This is a genomic window from Bacillus sp. JJ1764 (assembly GCF_036962145.1).
Lineage (GTDB): Bacteria > Bacillota > Bacilli > Bacillales > Cytobacillaceae > Neobacillus.
The window spans coordinates 1-14,923 of the sequence record NZ_JBALNY010000061.1 but is presented as its reverse complement, the minus strand read 5'-3'; the positions used below and the strand labels follow the sequence as shown (position 1 = coordinate 14,923).

Genomic DNA, 14,923 nt, shown 5'->3' with positions numbered 1-14,923 from the left:
TAATGGATGGTGAATGATTTGGAAAAAAAGAAGTTAGTGCTAATTGATGGTAACAGTATTGCTTACCGTGCATTTTTTGCACTTCCACTCCTAAATAATGATAAAGGAATCCATACTAATGCAGTGTATGGATTTACAATGATGCTAATGAAAATTATTGAGGAGGAAAAACCAACTCATATACTTGTTGCGTTTGATGCTGGGAAAACAACCTTCCGTCATAAAACGTTTGAGGAGTATAAAGGTGGCAGGCAAAAAACGCCTCCAGAATTATCAGAGCAATTTCCATTTATTCGTGACCTTTTAGATGCCTATCAAATTTCAAGGTATGAACTGGAGAATTATGAAGCAGATGATATTATCGGTACTCTCTCGGCCATTGCTGAAAAAGAGGACTTTGAAATTAAGGTCATTTCCGGAGATAAGGATTTAACTCAGCTTTCATCTGAGAAAACGACGGTGGGCATTACCCGCAAAGGGATTACAGATATTGAACAATACACCCCTATACATGTCATGGAAAAGTATGGTCTTACACCTGAACAAATTATTGATATGAAAGGTCTCATGGGAGATCAATCTGATAATATCCCTGGTGTTCCTGGAGTGGGAGAAAAAACGGCCATCAAGCTTCTAAAAGAATTTACCACGCTTGAGAATTTGTATGAATCCATCGAAAATGTAAGCGGAGCAAAGCTGAAGGAAAAACTAGCAGAATTTAAAGGTCAGGCGTTAATGAGTAAACAGCTTGCCACAATAGAAAGACAGGCTCCAATCGATGTAACTTTGGAGTCTATTTCGTTTGAAGGACCAGAAAGGGAAAAAGTTGTTAGCCTATATAAAGAATTGGGCTTTTCTACATTATTGGAAAAAATGGGACAAGATCCGGCCGAGCAGGTACAGCTGGAGCTTGAAGCAGTTGAATACATAATTCCCGATGAGATTACCGAAGATCTTTTTGCGAACGAAAATTATTTTTATGTTGAAATGTTAGATGATAATTATCATTATGCGGATCTCATTGGGTTTTCTCTTGTAAATGAAAAGGGAAATTTCTATTTGCCAACTAAACTTGCATTGCAATCAGAAGTGTTTAAAAAGTGGGCTGAAGATGAAAGGAAAACGAAAATAGTTTATGATGCGAAGCGATCTGAAGTTTCATTAAGAAGATATGACATTCATTTAAAAGGAACAGAATTCGATATTTTGATGGCTGCTTATTTACTAAATCCATCGGAAACAATGGAAGACTTGGCGGCGATTGCGAAGACATACCATATTGTGAATATCCAATCAGATGAATCCTTTTACGGGAAAGGTGCTAAACGAGGGATACCAGAGAAAGAAGATCTTGCGGCGCATCTCGTCCGAAAAGGAATCGCCATGTCAGAGCTGCACACAAGGCTTGAAGATGAATTAAAGACAAATGAACAATATGAATTATTTAAAGACCTTGAAATGCCTTTATCACTCATTTTAGCAGATATGGAATCATGTGGAATCAAGGTGGAAAAAGAACGGCTACAATCCATGGGACGTGAGCTCAACAACAGATTAATCGAATTGGAAGAAAAAATCTGTAAGTTGGCCGGGGAAAAGTTTAATATTAATTCACCAAAGCAGTTAGGCGTTATTCTATTTGAAAAATTAAATCTACCGACCTTTAAAAAGACAAAAACAGGGCACTCCACTTCAGCTGATGTCCTTGAAAAATTAGCGCCACATCATGAAATTATTGAGCATATCCTTCTGTACCGCCAATTGGGAAAATTACAATCTACTTACATAGAAGGGCTGCTTAAAGTCATCGATCCAAAAACAGAGAAAGTTCATACAAGGTTTCAACAGACATTAACAGCAACAGGTAGATTAAGTTCGATTGACCCTAACCTGCAAAACATTCCTATACGTCTAGAAGAAGGAAGAAAAATCCGCCAGGCCTTTGTACCATCTGAAAAAGGCTGGGTTATTTTTGCAGCGGATTATTCACAAATCGAGTTAAGGGTAATGGCTCATATTTCCGAAGATCAAAAATTAATTGAAGCCTTTAAAGAAGATTTGGATATCCATACGAAAACCGCTATGGACGTATTCCATGTTTCGAAGGACGAGGTTACTTCAAATATGCGCAGGCAAGCTAAGGCGGTTAACTTCGGAATCATTTATGGGATTAGTGACTATGGTTTATCTCAGAATTTAGGGATCACCAGAAAGGAAGCGGCCCAATTTATCGACAGATATCTGAATAGCTTCCCTGGTGTTAAAGTATATATGGATGACATTATTCATTCAGCCAAACAAAAAGGGTATGTGACAACGCTATTGCAAAGAAGAAGATATATCCCTGAAATAACAAGCCGGAATTTTAACCTGCGAAGTTTCGCGGAAAGAACTGCGATGAATACGCCCATACAGGGAAGTGCAGCTGACATTATCAAAAAAGCCATGATTGATATGGATGATGCCTTGAAGGACAAAGGATTAAAAACACGATTGTTATTGCAGGTACATGATGAATTAATTTTTGAAGCACCTGAAGAAGAAATTGACATATTGAAAGAATTGGTACCTCTTGTAATGGAGAATGCCGTAGAGCTTGCCGTTCCGTTGAAGGTTGATTATGCTTACGGACCTACCTGGTTTGATGCAAAGTAAGAAGACAGCAAAGGGGGATTTGCCATGCCTGAACTTCCTGAAGTGGAAACGGTTCGTAAAACATTAAAAAATCTAGTGCTACACAAAACTATTCAGAGCATAACGATTAACTGGCCTAAAATCATAAAAAGTCCGGTGGAGACAGAGCAATTTATGGATGCTTTAAAAGGGGAAACAATTGAGGATGTTGGGCGAAGAGGGAAATTTCTAATCCTTTATACGAACCATTATGCCTTGGTATCCCATTTGAGGATGGAAGGAAGGTATGGTCTCTTTTCAAAGGACGAGCCGTCAGATAAGCATACCCATGTAATATTCCACTTTTCGGATGGAACCGAATTACGTTATCGGGATGTCCGTAAATTCGGAACGATGCATTTATATAAAAAAGGTGAGGAATTTTTAAAACCCCCGCTAGTACAACTGGGGCCTGAGCCTTTTTCCGAGGAATTTACAAAAGAATACTTGGAAGCAAAACTGAAGCAAACAAGCAGAAAAATCAAACCAGCCTTGTTAGACCAGAATTTGCTCGTTGGGTTAGGCAATATATATGTGGATGAGGCTCTCTTCCGTTCCGCGATTCATCCTGAGCGGATCGCCAGCTCTCTGACAGAAGAGGAAGTGACCATACTTCATAAAGAAATTATTGCTACCCTGAGTGAAGCAGTGAAAATGGGCGGAAGCACGATTCGGTCTTATGTAAATTCACAGGGTGAAATCGGAATGTTTCAACTTGAGTTATTTGCATACGGTCGAAAAGGTGAGGAATGTAAACGTTGCGGTACCCCGCTTGAGAAAATCACAGTAGGCGGCAGGGGAACCCATTATTGTCCAAATTGCCAAAAAAAATAGTGGATTTCCGGTAAGCTAAAAACCTTTAATAACATTGGATGGGCTCTTTCCATATACTATCTTAGTGATTTTGAGGAAGGAGTCCCAGACATCATGGCACAGTTTTTCTCGCTTATCCTATTAGCTTTTGCTTTAAGCCTTGACAGCTTTAGCGTTGGATTTACGTATGGTTTAAGAAAAATGGTTATTCCGCTCAAGTCTATATTAATTATCGCAACCTGTACAGCTGTTTCTCTAATGGTTGCTATGTCAATCGGTCATGCCTTGGATAAAGTTCTATCCCCAAGAGTAACTGCCAGTATTGGGGGAATCATTCTAATTGCGCTTGGAGCATGGGTGATTGTGCAATTTTTTAGACCTGAGAAAGAAAAAGAAACTCTGGAACATGAAAAGACAATCGTAAATTTTGAAATACGCTCGCTTGGTTTGGCTATTAATATTTTAAAAAAACCAATGTCGGCTGATTTTGACCGTTCAGGTACGATTACGGGAATTGAAGCGCTTATGCTAGGGTTTGCGTTGTCATTGGATTCTTTTGGAGCTGGAATTGGAGCCGCAATGTTGGGGTATTCACCATTAAGTTTGGCCATTACCATTGCCTGCATGAGCTCATTATTTGTCTTTTTTGGGATAAAATGTGGAGCTATATTTCATAGGTTTGAATGGATTCAAAGATTTACTTTTATACCAGGAGTTTTATTAATTATTATTGGAATCTGGAAGATATAGAAACATAGAAAGGATCAAAAAATGTCTTTAGTCATTGGGTTAACGGGCGGTATTGCCAGCGGAAAAAGCACGGTATCCAACATGTTTAAGGAGTGGGATATTCGGGTCGTAGATGCAGATGTGGAATCCCGCTTGGCTGTTGAAAAAGGGGAACCTGCATATTTGAAAATAGTGGAAAAATTCGGATGTGATGTCCTATTGCCAGATGGAGGAATTAATCGCGAAAAACTCGGATCTATTATTTTCCACGATGCTAAAAAAAGGCAACTGTTAAATCAAATTGTTCATCCGGAAGTACGGAATCGAATGAAACAGAGGATAGAAGAAGGCATAAAGAACAGGGAAAAAGTAATCGTACTCGATATTCCTTTACTGTTTGAAAGCAAACTGACGTTTATGGTGGAAAAAACCATTCTAATTTATGTCGATGAACCAACACAATTGCAAAGATTGATCCAACGAAACCAATTATCAACTGAAGATGCCCAAGCAAGAATATATTCACAAATGCCTTTAAAAGATAAAGTACAATTGGCGGATGCGGTCATCAATAATAACGGAACCATTGAAGAAACAGAAAAACAATTAATCGAGGTGCTAACTGGGTGGGGAATCACTTTATAATCACCGGATTAATTGTGTCAAATAGGGTTACCTCAGGAAAATCTTCTCTTGGGGCACCCTATTTTTTTGTGCCTATTTTTCAGAATTATAAAACATTAAAAAATCCGCCATTTATTTATCACATTTAAAGTGAAATATGTTATACTAATTACAACAATACGAGATAAAAAGTATAACACTAATACGGAAGGGGCCGTAAAATGAAAGCAAGAATAGCAATAAATGGTTTTGGGAGAATTGGAAGGATGGTTTTTAGACAAGCAATCCTTGAAAATAAATTTGATGTGGTAGCGATCAATGCTAGTTATCCAGCTGAAACGTTAGCACATTTAATTAAATATGATACCAATCACGGAACATTTCAAGGAGAAGTGATTCCTTTAGATGATGAATTATTAGTCAATGGCAAACGTGTTAAATTACTAAGCAACCGCAATCCTGAACAATTACCATGGAAAGAGTTAGGTATTGACATTGTAATTGAGGCAACTGGGAAATTTAACTCCAGAGAAAAAGCTGCACTGCATTTGGATGCTGGAGCAAAAAAAGTAATCTTAACTGCGCCTGGAAAAAATGAAGATGTTACCATTGTTATGGGTGTGAACGAAGAAATGTTTGATGTGACAAAGCATGATATTATTTCAAATGCTTCTTGTACAACAAACTGTCTGGCACCTGTAGTGAAAGTGTTGGATGACCAATTTGGCATCGAAAGCGGATTAATGACAACCATTCATGCTTATACAAATGATCAAAAAAACATTGACAATCCTCATAAGGATCTTCGTCGTGCCCGCGCCTGTGGACAATCAATTATTCCGACAACAACTGGGGCAGCAAAGGCATTATCACTTGTATTGCCGCATTTAAAGGGAAAATTGCATGGGATGGCACTTCGGGTGCCAACACCGAACGTTTCTCTTGTTGACCTTGTCGTAGATTTAAAGCAGGATGTAACGGTAGATGATATAAATAGAGCTTTTGAGAATGCATCAAATGGTTCTTTAAAAGGAATTCTTGGATTTACTGTTGAGCCGCTAGTTTCCGTAGATTTTAATACAAACGCGCATTCTGCCATTATTGACGGATTGTCAACAATGGTAATGGGAACGAGAAAAGTTAAAGTCTTAGCATGGTACGATAATGAGTGGGGATATTCTACCCGTGTAAACGATTTATGCCTTTATGTTGCTGAAAAAATAGCAACAACCAATCAAGTGAAGGTTGGATAAAGTTACATGTTAAAAGCTGCCAAAAGGGCAGCTTTTTTTATTCTATTTTCGACAAATATGAAGGGAGACTTTTTATATTTTTCCTGTGTTGTTGTACACTAAAGATAAACAAGATTCGACTAGGAGTGGTATGATGACCATAATGCTAAGTTTATTTAATCGGTTTAAAAGAGAAATTGAAACAGATGAACAACAAACGGAAGAGACATTAAAAACTCATTACTATAAAGCTGCGTTCAATCAGGTATTTGATTCGCTTGAAAAAATGTTTAAAGAAGATGCAGATTGCCAAATCACCACTGTTTCAAAAGAGCGGGGAGAAATTGCTGTTGAGATTTCGAAACCGTTTGATTGTTTTTTGATTGTAACAGCTGTTTCCGTTAGCTCAATGGAGACGGCAGTGGATTTTACTATTTCCACTGAGAAAATTTCGTTTCTCGGAACATACTCAGATTTGAAAAATCGCCTTGATTCTTACTATCACCGACTTAATCAATTACATACGAATATTGGAACCAAGTAACAAGCAGTACTTTTTTACTTGTACAAAGGGTTTGTTTTTTATATGATAGTATTGATATAAACTAAAGTTTTTGCCTATTGATTGTTTAGATTTGGAGTTGATGCGACGATGAAATGCCCTTCATGTCAGCATTATGGTACACGTGTTCTTGATTCACGACCCATTGATGAAGGCCGTGCAACAAGAAGAAGACGAGAATGCGAAGAATGTGGTTATCGCTTTACCACTTTTGAGAAGATCGAGGAAATCCCATTAATTGTGGTAAAGAAAGAAGGTACCAGAGAGGAATTTAGCCGGGATAAAATCCTTAGGGGACTGATTAAAGCTTGTGAAAAGCGTCCGGTTGCTCTGAAACAATTGGAGGATATTACCCACGGTGTCGAGAAGGCACTTCGAAGTCAGGGGATCTCTGAAATTAAAAGTGATGACATTGGTGAAATGGTTATGGACAGGTTGGCACAAGTGGATGAGGTTGCCTATGTCCGGTTTGCTTCTGTTTATCGCCAATTTAAAGATATTAATGTGTTTATCGAGGAACTAAAAGAACTCATTAAGAAAGAGAAATCCTAGAGAGAGCTAAAGAAGGACTTTGGCTCTTTTTTCAGTTGTTGAATGAAAATCAACGCTGATTTTTAACCTGTTGATGGGAGCGGAAATCAACAGCCTAGTTTAAAAGGGATTTAGCATAATAAAATGAAAGGTTTGATGATATGACCCGGCATTGGCAGGAGATTCTTCCTATCGATCGTTACATTGTGTCAGCAAATGGGCTGCTTCATGAATATGACCGTAAAGTACTAACATTTTTATATCAGCCCTTGCTTGGGTCAACTTGCTTTAGCCTCTACATGACACTCTGGGCTGAACTTGAGGATAACAGACTATGGTCTGAGTCCTCCACCCATCATCTGCTGATGAATCTGCTCGGAGTCAACATGAAGGAGATTTATGAAGCCCGCCTGAAGCTAGAAGGTATAGGATTACTAAAAACATACGTGAAAACGAGTGACGAAGAACGTTCTTTTATATATGAACTCTACCCACCCCTTCATCCAGAGCAATTCTTTTTAGACGGGATGTTAAATATCTATCTTTATCGAAAAATTGGTAAAACCCATTATGCCCGATTAAAACGGTTCTTTTCTGATCAGCAGCTGCCAAAGGATCAAGACTATCAAGAGGTTACAAAGGCCTTTCAGGAGGTTTTTGCCTCTGCAACCCCCGGAAGTCTTCAATATCTTCAGGATGCTTCCACCGATTTGGAGCCTGCTGAACAAGAACGATTTATAGGCAGAAGTGAAGTAAAGGGAGTTCAAATCGATATCAACACATTTGATTTTGACTTGCTCCTGTCTGGGTTAAATGAATCGCTTGTTCCGAAGCGGGCGATTACTCCAAGGGTGAAAGAAATCATTAGTAACCTCGCCTTTCTTTATAGTGTTGATGCCATTGAAATGAAGAAACTTATTCTGGCAGCCCTAAACGAAAATGATGAGATTGATATCGAAGAGCTAAGAAAAGCAGCTCGCGATTGGTATCAATTTGTCCATTACGACCAGTTGCCAAGCCTGATTGAACGGATCCAGCCTGAACAACATAGAGTTCAGATGAAGGAACCGAAAACAAAAGACGAAAAGTTAATACAGTACTTTCAAACTACTTCACCATTAGAGGTTTTAAGAAATTTATCAAACGGGGGAGAACCTCCTGCTTCCGACCTTAAAATCATTGAAGAAATTATGATTAAACAAAAGCTTTTACCTGGTGTGGTTAATGTTCTTATTTGGTATGTCATGCAGATTAGTGACAGTAGTTTTACTAAAGCATATGTTGAGAAAATTGCCGGACAATGGGCCAGAAAAGGCTTTAAGACGGTAAAAGAAGCAGTTGACCATGCGCGGAATGTGTATAATAGTAATAAAACAACAAAAACAGAAAAGTTCACAAAGAAAAAGACAAATCGGAAAGAATTCTTGCCGGATTGGTTTGAAGAAGCAAAGGCTAAAATAACGGAAAGCGGACCAAAAGCAGAAAACGAAGAAAACGATGATTTAGAGGCGAAAAAGCGGGAAATTGAAGAAATGCTTAAGGCATTTGATGATTAGGTGATAATGTATGGAAAAAATTAACCAAACACTGAAACGGTTAGCATCAAGTGAAAGTTTTCAGAAGCGCTATGAAAAAATGCGGAAAGACACATTAGCTCATCCAGATGTCAGATCCTTTATTAGGGAAAACCATGACCAGCTTACAGAGGAAATGATTGAAAAAAGTATTAACAAGCTTTTTGAATATATTAACCAAAGCAAGGAATGCGCTAAATGTGAAAGTCTTGATGGTTGTGTGAATATGCTAAAGGGATATCAGCCTGAGTTAATCGTGACTCGAAATGCCATAGATGTTCATTATGACCGCTGCCCAAGGAAAGTTATTGCTGATGAAAAGCGAAAAAATGAAAGCTTAATCAAGAGTTTATACGTTCCGAGAGATATTTTAAATGCTACATTTGAGAACTTTGAACATGATAATGACAGGATTGCAGCAGCTCAGAAGGCAGCCGCCTTTTTAGTAAACTTTGAACAAGGAAAAACCACAAAAGGTTTATATTTTCACGGTAAATTTGGTGTTGGAAAATCTTATTTGTTAGGGGCCGTCGCCAATAGACTTGCCAAAAAGAAAATATCATCCATGATTGTTTATGTTCCTGAACTTTTTAGAGAATTGAAAAGTTCCATTGCAGATTCTACTTTAAATGAGAAAATTGAAGCCGTAAAAAAAGAACCTGTGCTTATGCTTGATGACATTGGGGCTGAGATGATTTCAAGCTGGACTCGGGATGAGATTTTAGGACCTATTTTACAATACAGAATGCTTGAAGGGCTGCCTACTTTTTTTACCTCCAATTATGATTTTCAGGGTTTGGCACGCCAACTTTCACAAAATCAGCGAGGCGATGAAGAACAAATGAAGGCCCTAAGAATTATGGAAAGAATCCGGGCACTAAGTGAACCGGTCCTGGTAGAGGGACCAAACCGTCGAGCCTAACACCTTAGAATTGATTCTAAGGTGTTTTTTATACGGAGCATATAAGACGAGATTCTATTTTGGCCAAGACCCCCATATATATTAGAACAGATATTTTTTGTAGAGGGGGGATTTGGTTGGTAGAAATCATCTTCCAAAATAGAATAGATGCGGTACGGTTTTATGAGTACTTATTAGCACGTCTGGAACATAATCAGGATAGTGAGAATATTCTTCTATTAGAAGATCGATATATAGTGAAAATTTTTGAAGGGTCCTATACTGAATTCTTTTTGAATGAGGTAAAAAATGCCTTTTTTGAATTTATCACATATGTAAAGCGTGACGATTGGTTCAAGGAGATCCTGGCGCAACAATTTTATTTTACTGATGTGGAAGAACAGCAGCAAATATTGGATATACTTCATTCCATTCTAGAAGGAAAAAGAGAAGATTTGTCTGTTTTTATACGGGAAGTAAATGAAGAAGCTGAAATTCGTGAAGCGATTGACTATGTATTTCAGGAAAAGATCTCATTTTCATTTTATTCATTTTTCACATTCAGGCTTCAGGTCTTTCGTCAATTGCTGGAGAGTTATGTAGAAGTGTCAATCGATGAATACAAAATGGAGCAGGATTATCAGATGTTTGTTCATATGCTAAGGGACTTTTTGGCCAGCCGTGAATCGAAAATGGACATCCTTCATCTGTTATTTGATGAGGAAATTACCTTCTTTAATCAAGATTTCGTTGAAATGAAGCGCAGTGAACTGACAAGAATGATTGATCGAAAATTGCTTGTGAATCATCCCGTTTATGTTGATTCAACTACAATTGCTCCTTTACTATCAATTGCCCCAACTACTATTTTTTTATATGCAAAAGATGCTGAAGCTCCGTTAGTGAGAACTATTAAAAATATTTTTGAAGAAAGAGTCATTATTAAGCCTTATGGGGCTCTTCGAAGTGTCCGGAACGGCAATGGCGACCAATATTCAGCTGAAAATCATGGCTGAAAAATGGAATGGTTGAAATAATTTATTTGATTGGGCCCGTGAACCTTGATTTTTTAAAATGTAATCATTATAATAACCTACATAACAGGATAGACTTAAATGTATTAAGTAAAAGTGATGATAAGGATAACAGTATTTTTTTACGGTTTAAAGAGAGGGGGGCCACTGGCTGAAAGCTTCCTAACACGAAAGAAGTACTTACCACCTTTAAACTTCAACAGGGAACCCTTCTTTTTGAAGCAAGTATTTGTTGACGGAAACAGCCGTTATCTGACCAAAGTCAATTGGCTTATGCCTATAAAGGCAAGTAAATTGAAAAATTGGGTGGAACCACGTGTTTATGATAACTCGTCCCTATTCCAGGGACGGGTTTTTTATTTTTTTATAAGCGCCTTTGAAGGTCCCAATTCCCGAAAGTGCGCACTAATTAATAGGAGGAATTCATTATGTCAGACGTTGTAAAAATTGCGTTCCCTGATGGAGCGGTAAAGGAGTTTCCACAAGGGACAACAACGGAAGATATTGCGGCATCAATTAGCCCAGGTTTAAAGAAAAAAGCCATTGCCGGAAAATTAAACGGACAAATCGTTGATCTTCGCCGTCCACTTCATGAGGATGGTTCAATTGAAATTGTTACACCTGAATCAGAGGACGCCCTAGATGTGCTCCGTCATAGTACAGCACACTTAATGGCACAGGCTGTGAAGCGACTTTATCCAAATACAAAGTTTGGAGTTGGACCCGTCATCGAAGGTGGTTTTTATTACGATATGGACCTCGAAGAGTCATTGACTCCTGAAGATCTTCCAAAGATTGAAAAAGAAATGGCTAAAATCGTAAATGAAAATCTAGAAGTGGTTCGTAAGGAAGTAAGCCGTGCAGATGCGGTTCAGCTTTTTAAAGAAGCGGGCGATCCTTACAAACTTGAATTAATTGAGGCTATTCCTGATGATGAAACAGTGACAATCTATGAACAGGGTGAATTTTTTGATCTTTGCCGTGGCGTACATGTTCCATCAACTGGAAAAATCAAAGAATTTAAATTGCTTAATATAGCCGGTGCTTATTGGCGCGGAAACAGCGATAATAAAATGCTGCAGCGTGTATATGGTACTGCCTTTTTCAAAAAAGAAGATTTAGCGGAGCACCTTCGCCTGCTTGAGGAAGCAAAAGAACGTGACCACCGAAAGCTTGGTAAAGAATTAAGCCTATTCACGAATTCACAGTTAATTGGACAAGGTTTACCGCTTTGGCTGCCAAAGGGTGCTACCATTCGCCGTACAGTTGAACGGTATATTGTTGATAAGGAAATTAGCCTAGGCTATGACCACGTGTATACACCAATCATGGGTAGTGTCGATCTATATAAAACTTCCGGTCACTGGGATCATTACCATGAAGATATGTTCCCTGTTATGGAAATGGACAATGAACAGCTCGTTCTTCGTCCAATGAATTGTCCGCATCATATGATGGTATACAAAAATGCGATTCACAGCTATCGTGAGCTGCCGATTCGAATTGCTGAACTTGGTACAATGCACCGCTATGAAATGTCTGGAGCATTATCAGGATTGCAGCGTGTTCGTGGGATGACACTTAACGATGCCCACATCTTTGTCCGTCCTGATCAGATTAAGGAAGAATTCCAACGAGTAGTCCAATTAATCATGGATGTGTATAAAGACTTTAATATAGAAGATTATTCTTTCCGTTTATCGTACAGAGATCCTCAAGATACTGAAAAATATTTTGATGATGACGCCATGTGGGAAAAAGCACAAAGCATGTTAAAAGAGGCAATGGACGGTCTAGGTCTTGATTATTTCGAGGCAGAGGGGGAAGCTGCATTCTATGGCCCTAAGCTTGATGTTCAAGTAAAAACAGCTTTAGGTAAGGATGAAACACTTTCAACTGTTCAATTAGACTTCCTATTACCAGAGCGATTTGATTTAACTTATGTAGGTGAAGACGGTAAACAGCATCGCCCGGTTGTAGTTCACCGCGGGGTTGTTTCCACCATGGAACGCTTCGTTGCCTACTTAATTGAAGAATATAAAGGGGCATTTCCAACTTGGTTAGCACCTGTCCAAGTGCAAGTGATCCCAGTGTCACCTGACGTGCATTTTGAGTATGCAAGAAAAGTACAGGAACAACTGAAAAGCCAAGGTTTCCGCGTAGAATTAGATGGACGTGATGAAAAAATAGGCTATAAAATTCGCGAGGCTCAAATGCAAAAAATTCCTTATATGCTTGTAGTCGGCGACAAAGAAGTTGAAGAAAATGCTGTCAACGTCCGTAAATATGGTGAACAAAAATCTGAAACAAAACCATTTGCCGAGTTCCTTTCTGCATTGAAGGATGAGGTTCAATTTTAATTATGGAAATAAATGGGGGTCTGTTGACTCCCATTTATTTTTAAAATAACTATTGAATATTTCATTGTTTCTTGTTAAAATGAATTTCGTTGTCATGAAAAGAGTTTATTTGACATAATTACTTTGTTTATGGTATAGTAACTAAGGTAAAAAAATTGAATACTCGTTTTATAGAAAAGAAGAAGCACCCGCTTCTCACCTGATTTGACGCAATAAGCAGTTGGCAGGTTTTACGTGGACTATTTTAGTTTATAACTATTGTTTCGTAAAGTGTGGGTGTATTCATCCGCACTTTTTTATTTGGAACCACTAAGACTGCTGTAAGCAAATCAGTTTATGGGTGGACCATTCTGATTTTCTAACTTGAACATTGTATTCGTGAAGAAACCTTGGAGGTGGCTAACTATTAGCAAAGACATGTTGGTAAATGAGGGTATTCGCGCTCGTGAGGTTCGCTTGATTGACCAAAATGGTGAACAATTAGGAATTAAATCTAAAATCGAAGCACTTGAGATTGCCGGTAGAGTAAATCTTGATTTAGTGCTTGTTGCACCAAACGCAAAGCCTCCGGTAGCCCGGATTATGGACCATGGCAAATTTAAATTTGAGCAGCAAAAGAAAGACAAAGAAGCTCGTAAGAATCAAAAGATCATTACAACTAAAGAAGTACGTCTAAGTCCAACAATTGATGAGCATGATTTCAATACAAAGCTTCGCAATGCGATTAAGTTCTTGGAAAAAGGCGACAAGGTAAAAGCCTCAATCCGTTTCAAAGGAAGAGCAATTACCCATAAAGAAATTGGTCAAAGAGTATTGGACCGTTTTGCTGAAAGCTGCAAGGAAGTAGCAACCATCGAGTCTCATCCAAAAATGGATGGCCGAAGCATGTTCCTTGTGCTGGCACCTAAAATCGATAAGTTATAAGGAGGACATCCCAATGCCAAAAATGAAAACTCACCGCGGCGCTGCAAAGCGTTTCAAAAAGACTGGAACTGGTCAACTAAAGCGTGACCATGCTTATACAAGCCACTTATTTGCAAACAAATCAACAAAAGCTAAGCGCAAGCTTCGTAAGGCTGGTCTTGTTTCAAAAGGCGATTTCAAACGTATTCGCCAATTATTAGATAATATTAAATAATCTCGATTGATTGATTTATATAGGAGGGAAATTTCATGCCACGTGTAAAAGGCGGTACAGTTACGCGCAAGCGTCGTAAAAAAGTTCTTAAATTAGCAAAAGGTTATTACGGTTCAAAACATACATTATATAAAGTTGCTAACCAACAGGTTATGAAATCATTACAATATGCATTCCGTGACCGTCGTCAGAAAAAACGCGACTTCCGTAAACTTTGGATCACTCGTATCAATGCAGCTGCTCGCATCAACGGTCTTTCTTACAGCCGTTTAATGCATGGCTTAAAGCTTGCTGGTATCGAAGTAAACCGCAAAATGCTTGCTGAATTAGCAATCAGCGATGCAAATGCATTTACTCAATTAGCAGATGCTGCTAAGCAACAATTAAACAAGTAATTACTTTTCATAACGCCATTCTCGCTATTGAGGATGGCGTTTTTCATAAGGTGGGGAATTCTATGCAAGACGGCAAAATGATTGTGTTGATTACCTATTTAATTATAAACTTAATTGGATTTATCATTATGGGAGTCGATAAAAAGAAGGCAGAAAAACATCAGTACCGAATACCGGAACGAACCCTGTGGCTCGTGGCACTATTTGGCGGAGCGATCGGAACCACAGCAGGTATGCAGCTATTCCGGCATAAGACCAAACATGCATCTTTCAAATTCGGGTTCCCGTTACTGGCGATTATTGAACTAATACTTTTTTTAAAACTATGGTTATAGTAAAGTGTACTAATAATTATAC

15 protein-coding genes and 2 other annotated features are annotated in these 14,923 nt (G+C 38.4%); all 15 genes read left to right on the top strand.

The window, feature by feature from the left end:
* Positions 1–6 precede the first annotated feature (6 nt).
* The 15 genes from polA (at position 7) to V7083_RS10265 (ending at position 14,901) form a co-directional block, all read left to right on the top strand.
* A complete protein-coding gene (gene polA / locus V7083_RS10335) occupies positions 7–2,655 on the top strand; it encodes a DNA polymerase I (protein WP_438823712.1) in 2,649 nt (882 codons plus the stop codon).
* 24 nt (positions 2,656–2,679) lie between these two features.
* A complete protein-coding gene (mutM, locus tag V7083_RS10330) occupies positions 2,680–3,507 on the top strand; it encodes a DNA-formamidopyrimidine glycosylase (protein ID WP_335477444.1) in 828 nt (275 codons plus the stop codon).
* Positions 3,508–3,600: 93 nt separating this feature from the next.
* The gene (gene ytaF, locus V7083_RS10325) at positions 3,601–4,236 is read left to right on the top strand and encodes a sporulation membrane protein YtaF (protein WP_335477443.1); all 636 of its coding nucleotides are present in this window, start codon (positions 3,601–3,603) and stop codon (positions 4,234–4,236) included.
* Between the two features lie 21 nt (positions 4,237–4,257).
* On the top strand, positions 4,258–4,860 hold the full coding sequence (coaE, locus tag V7083_RS10320) for a dephospho-CoA kinase (RefSeq protein ID WP_335477442.1): 603 nt from the start codon (positions 4,258–4,260) through the stop codon (positions 4,858–4,860).
* Between the two features lie 200 nt (positions 4,861–5,060).
* Positions 5,061–6,092: a glyceraldehyde-3-phosphate dehydrogenase gene (locus V7083_RS10315; RefSeq protein ID WP_335477441.1), complete on the top strand. Its 1,032-nt coding sequence runs from the start codon at positions 5,061–5,063 to the stop codon at positions 6,090–6,092.
* Between the two features lie 133 nt (positions 6,093–6,225).
* On the top strand, positions 6,226–6,615 hold the full coding sequence (locus tag V7083_RS10310; protein WP_335477440.1) for a hypothetical protein: 390 nt from the start codon (positions 6,226–6,228) through the stop codon (positions 6,613–6,615).
* A gap of 108 nt (positions 6,616–6,723) precedes the next feature.
* Positions 6,724–7,185 (top strand): transcriptional regulator NrdR, encoded by a 462-nt coding sequence (nrdR, locus tag V7083_RS10305; RefSeq protein WP_335477439.1) that lies wholly within the window; start codon positions 6,724–6,726, stop codon positions 7,183–7,185.
* A gap of 140 nt (positions 7,186–7,325) precedes the next feature.
* Entirely contained in the window at positions 7,326–8,720 is a 1,395-nt protein-coding gene (locus tag V7083_RS10300) for a replication initiation and membrane attachment family protein (RefSeq protein WP_335477438.1), read from the top strand.
* 10 nt (positions 8,721–8,730) lie between these two features.
* On the top strand, positions 8,731–9,660 hold the full coding sequence (dnaI, locus tag V7083_RS10295) for a primosomal protein DnaI (RefSeq protein WP_335477437.1): 930 nt from the start codon (positions 8,731–8,733) through the stop codon (positions 9,658–9,660).
* 116 nt (positions 9,661–9,776) lie between these two features.
* On the top strand, positions 9,777–10,655 hold the full coding sequence (ytxC, locus tag V7083_RS10290) for a sporulation protein YtxC (RefSeq protein WP_335477436.1): 879 nt from the start codon (positions 9,777–9,779) through the stop codon (positions 10,653–10,655).
* Positions 10,656–10,763: 108 nt separating this feature from the next.
* Positions 10,764–11,014, top strand: a binding site (T-box leader).
* Between the two features lie 87 nt (positions 11,015–11,101).
* On the top strand, positions 11,102–13,033 hold the full coding sequence (gene thrS, locus V7083_RS10285; RefSeq protein ID WP_335477435.1) for a threonine--tRNA ligase: 1,932 nt from the start codon (positions 11,102–11,104) through the stop codon (positions 13,031–13,033).
* A gap of 170 nt (positions 13,034–13,203) precedes the next feature.
* Positions 13,204–13,337 (top strand) — a sequence feature (ribosomal protein L20 leader region).
* 113 nt (positions 13,338–13,450) lie between these two features.
* The gene (infC, locus tag V7083_RS10280; protein ID WP_335477497.1) at positions 13,451–13,957 is read left to right on the top strand and encodes a translation initiation factor IF-3; all 507 of its coding nucleotides are present in this window, start codon (positions 13,451–13,453) and stop codon (positions 13,955–13,957) included.
* A gap of 13 nt (positions 13,958–13,970) precedes the next feature.
* Positions 13,971–14,171, top strand: a complete 201-nt coding sequence (rpmI, locus tag V7083_RS10275) for a 50S ribosomal protein L35 (protein ID WP_335477434.1) — start codon at positions 13,971–13,973, stop codon at positions 14,169–14,171.
* A gap of 35 nt (positions 14,172–14,206) precedes the next feature.
* Entirely contained in the window at positions 14,207–14,566 is a 360-nt protein-coding gene (gene rplT, locus V7083_RS10270) for a 50S ribosomal protein L20 (protein ID WP_335477433.1), read from the top strand.
* A gap of 62 nt (positions 14,567–14,628) precedes the next feature.
* Positions 14,629–14,901, top strand: coding sequence for a DUF1294 domain-containing protein (locus tag V7083_RS10265; RefSeq protein WP_435555883.1), 273 nt, complete (start codon positions 14,629–14,631; stop codon positions 14,899–14,901).
* Positions 14,902–14,923: the final 22 nt, after the last annotated feature.

What these genes read in the sequence shown, in the direction of transcription:
- polA (WP_438823712.1), top strand. Translation starts at nt 7, where the DNA reads ATGGTGAATGATTTGGAAAAAAAGAAGTTAGTGCTAATTGATGGTAAC.
- mutM (WP_335477444.1), top strand. Translation starts at nt 2,680, where the DNA reads ATGCCTGAACTTCCTGAAGTGGAAACGGTTCGTAAAACATTAAAAAAT.
- ytaF (WP_335477443.1), top strand. Translation starts at nt 3,601, where the DNA reads ATGGCACAGTTTTTCTCGCTTATCCTATTAGCTTTTGCTTTAAGCCTT.
- coaE (WP_335477442.1), top strand. Translation starts at nt 4,258, where the DNA reads ATGTCTTTAGTCATTGGGTTAACGGGCGGTATTGCCAGCGGAAAAAGC.
- V7083_RS10315 (WP_335477441.1), top strand. Translation starts at nt 5,061, where the DNA reads ATGAAAGCAAGAATAGCAATAAATGGTTTTGGGAGAATTGGAAGGATG.
- V7083_RS10310 (WP_335477440.1), top strand. Translation starts at nt 6,226, where the DNA reads ATGACCATAATGCTAAGTTTATTTAATCGGTTTAAAAGAGAAATTGAA.
- nrdR (WP_335477439.1), top strand. Translation starts at nt 6,724, where the DNA reads ATGAAATGCCCTTCATGTCAGCATTATGGTACACGTGTTCTTGATTCA.
- V7083_RS10300 (WP_335477438.1), top strand. Translation starts at nt 7,326, where the DNA reads ATGACCCGGCATTGGCAGGAGATTCTTCCTATCGATCGTTACATTGTG.
- dnaI (WP_335477437.1), top strand. Translation starts at nt 8,731, where the DNA reads ATGGAAAAAATTAACCAAACACTGAAACGGTTAGCATCAAGTGAAAGT.
- thrS (WP_335477435.1), top strand. Translation starts at nt 11,102, where the DNA reads ATGTCAGACGTTGTAAAAATTGCGTTCCCTGATGGAGCGGTAAAGGAG.
- infC (WP_335477497.1), top strand. Translation starts at nt 13,451, where the DNA reads ATGTTGGTAAATGAGGGTATTCGCGCTCGTGAGGTTCGCTTGATTGAC.
- rpmI (WP_335477434.1), top strand. Translation starts at nt 13,971, where the DNA reads ATGCCAAAAATGAAAACTCACCGCGGCGCTGCAAAGCGTTTCAAAAAG.
- rplT (WP_335477433.1), top strand. Translation starts at nt 14,207, where the DNA reads ATGCCACGTGTAAAAGGCGGTACAGTTACGCGCAAGCGTCGTAAAAAA.
- V7083_RS10265 (WP_435555883.1), top strand. Translation starts at nt 14,629, where the DNA reads ATGCAAGACGGCAAAATGATTGTGTTGATTACCTATTTAATTATAAAC.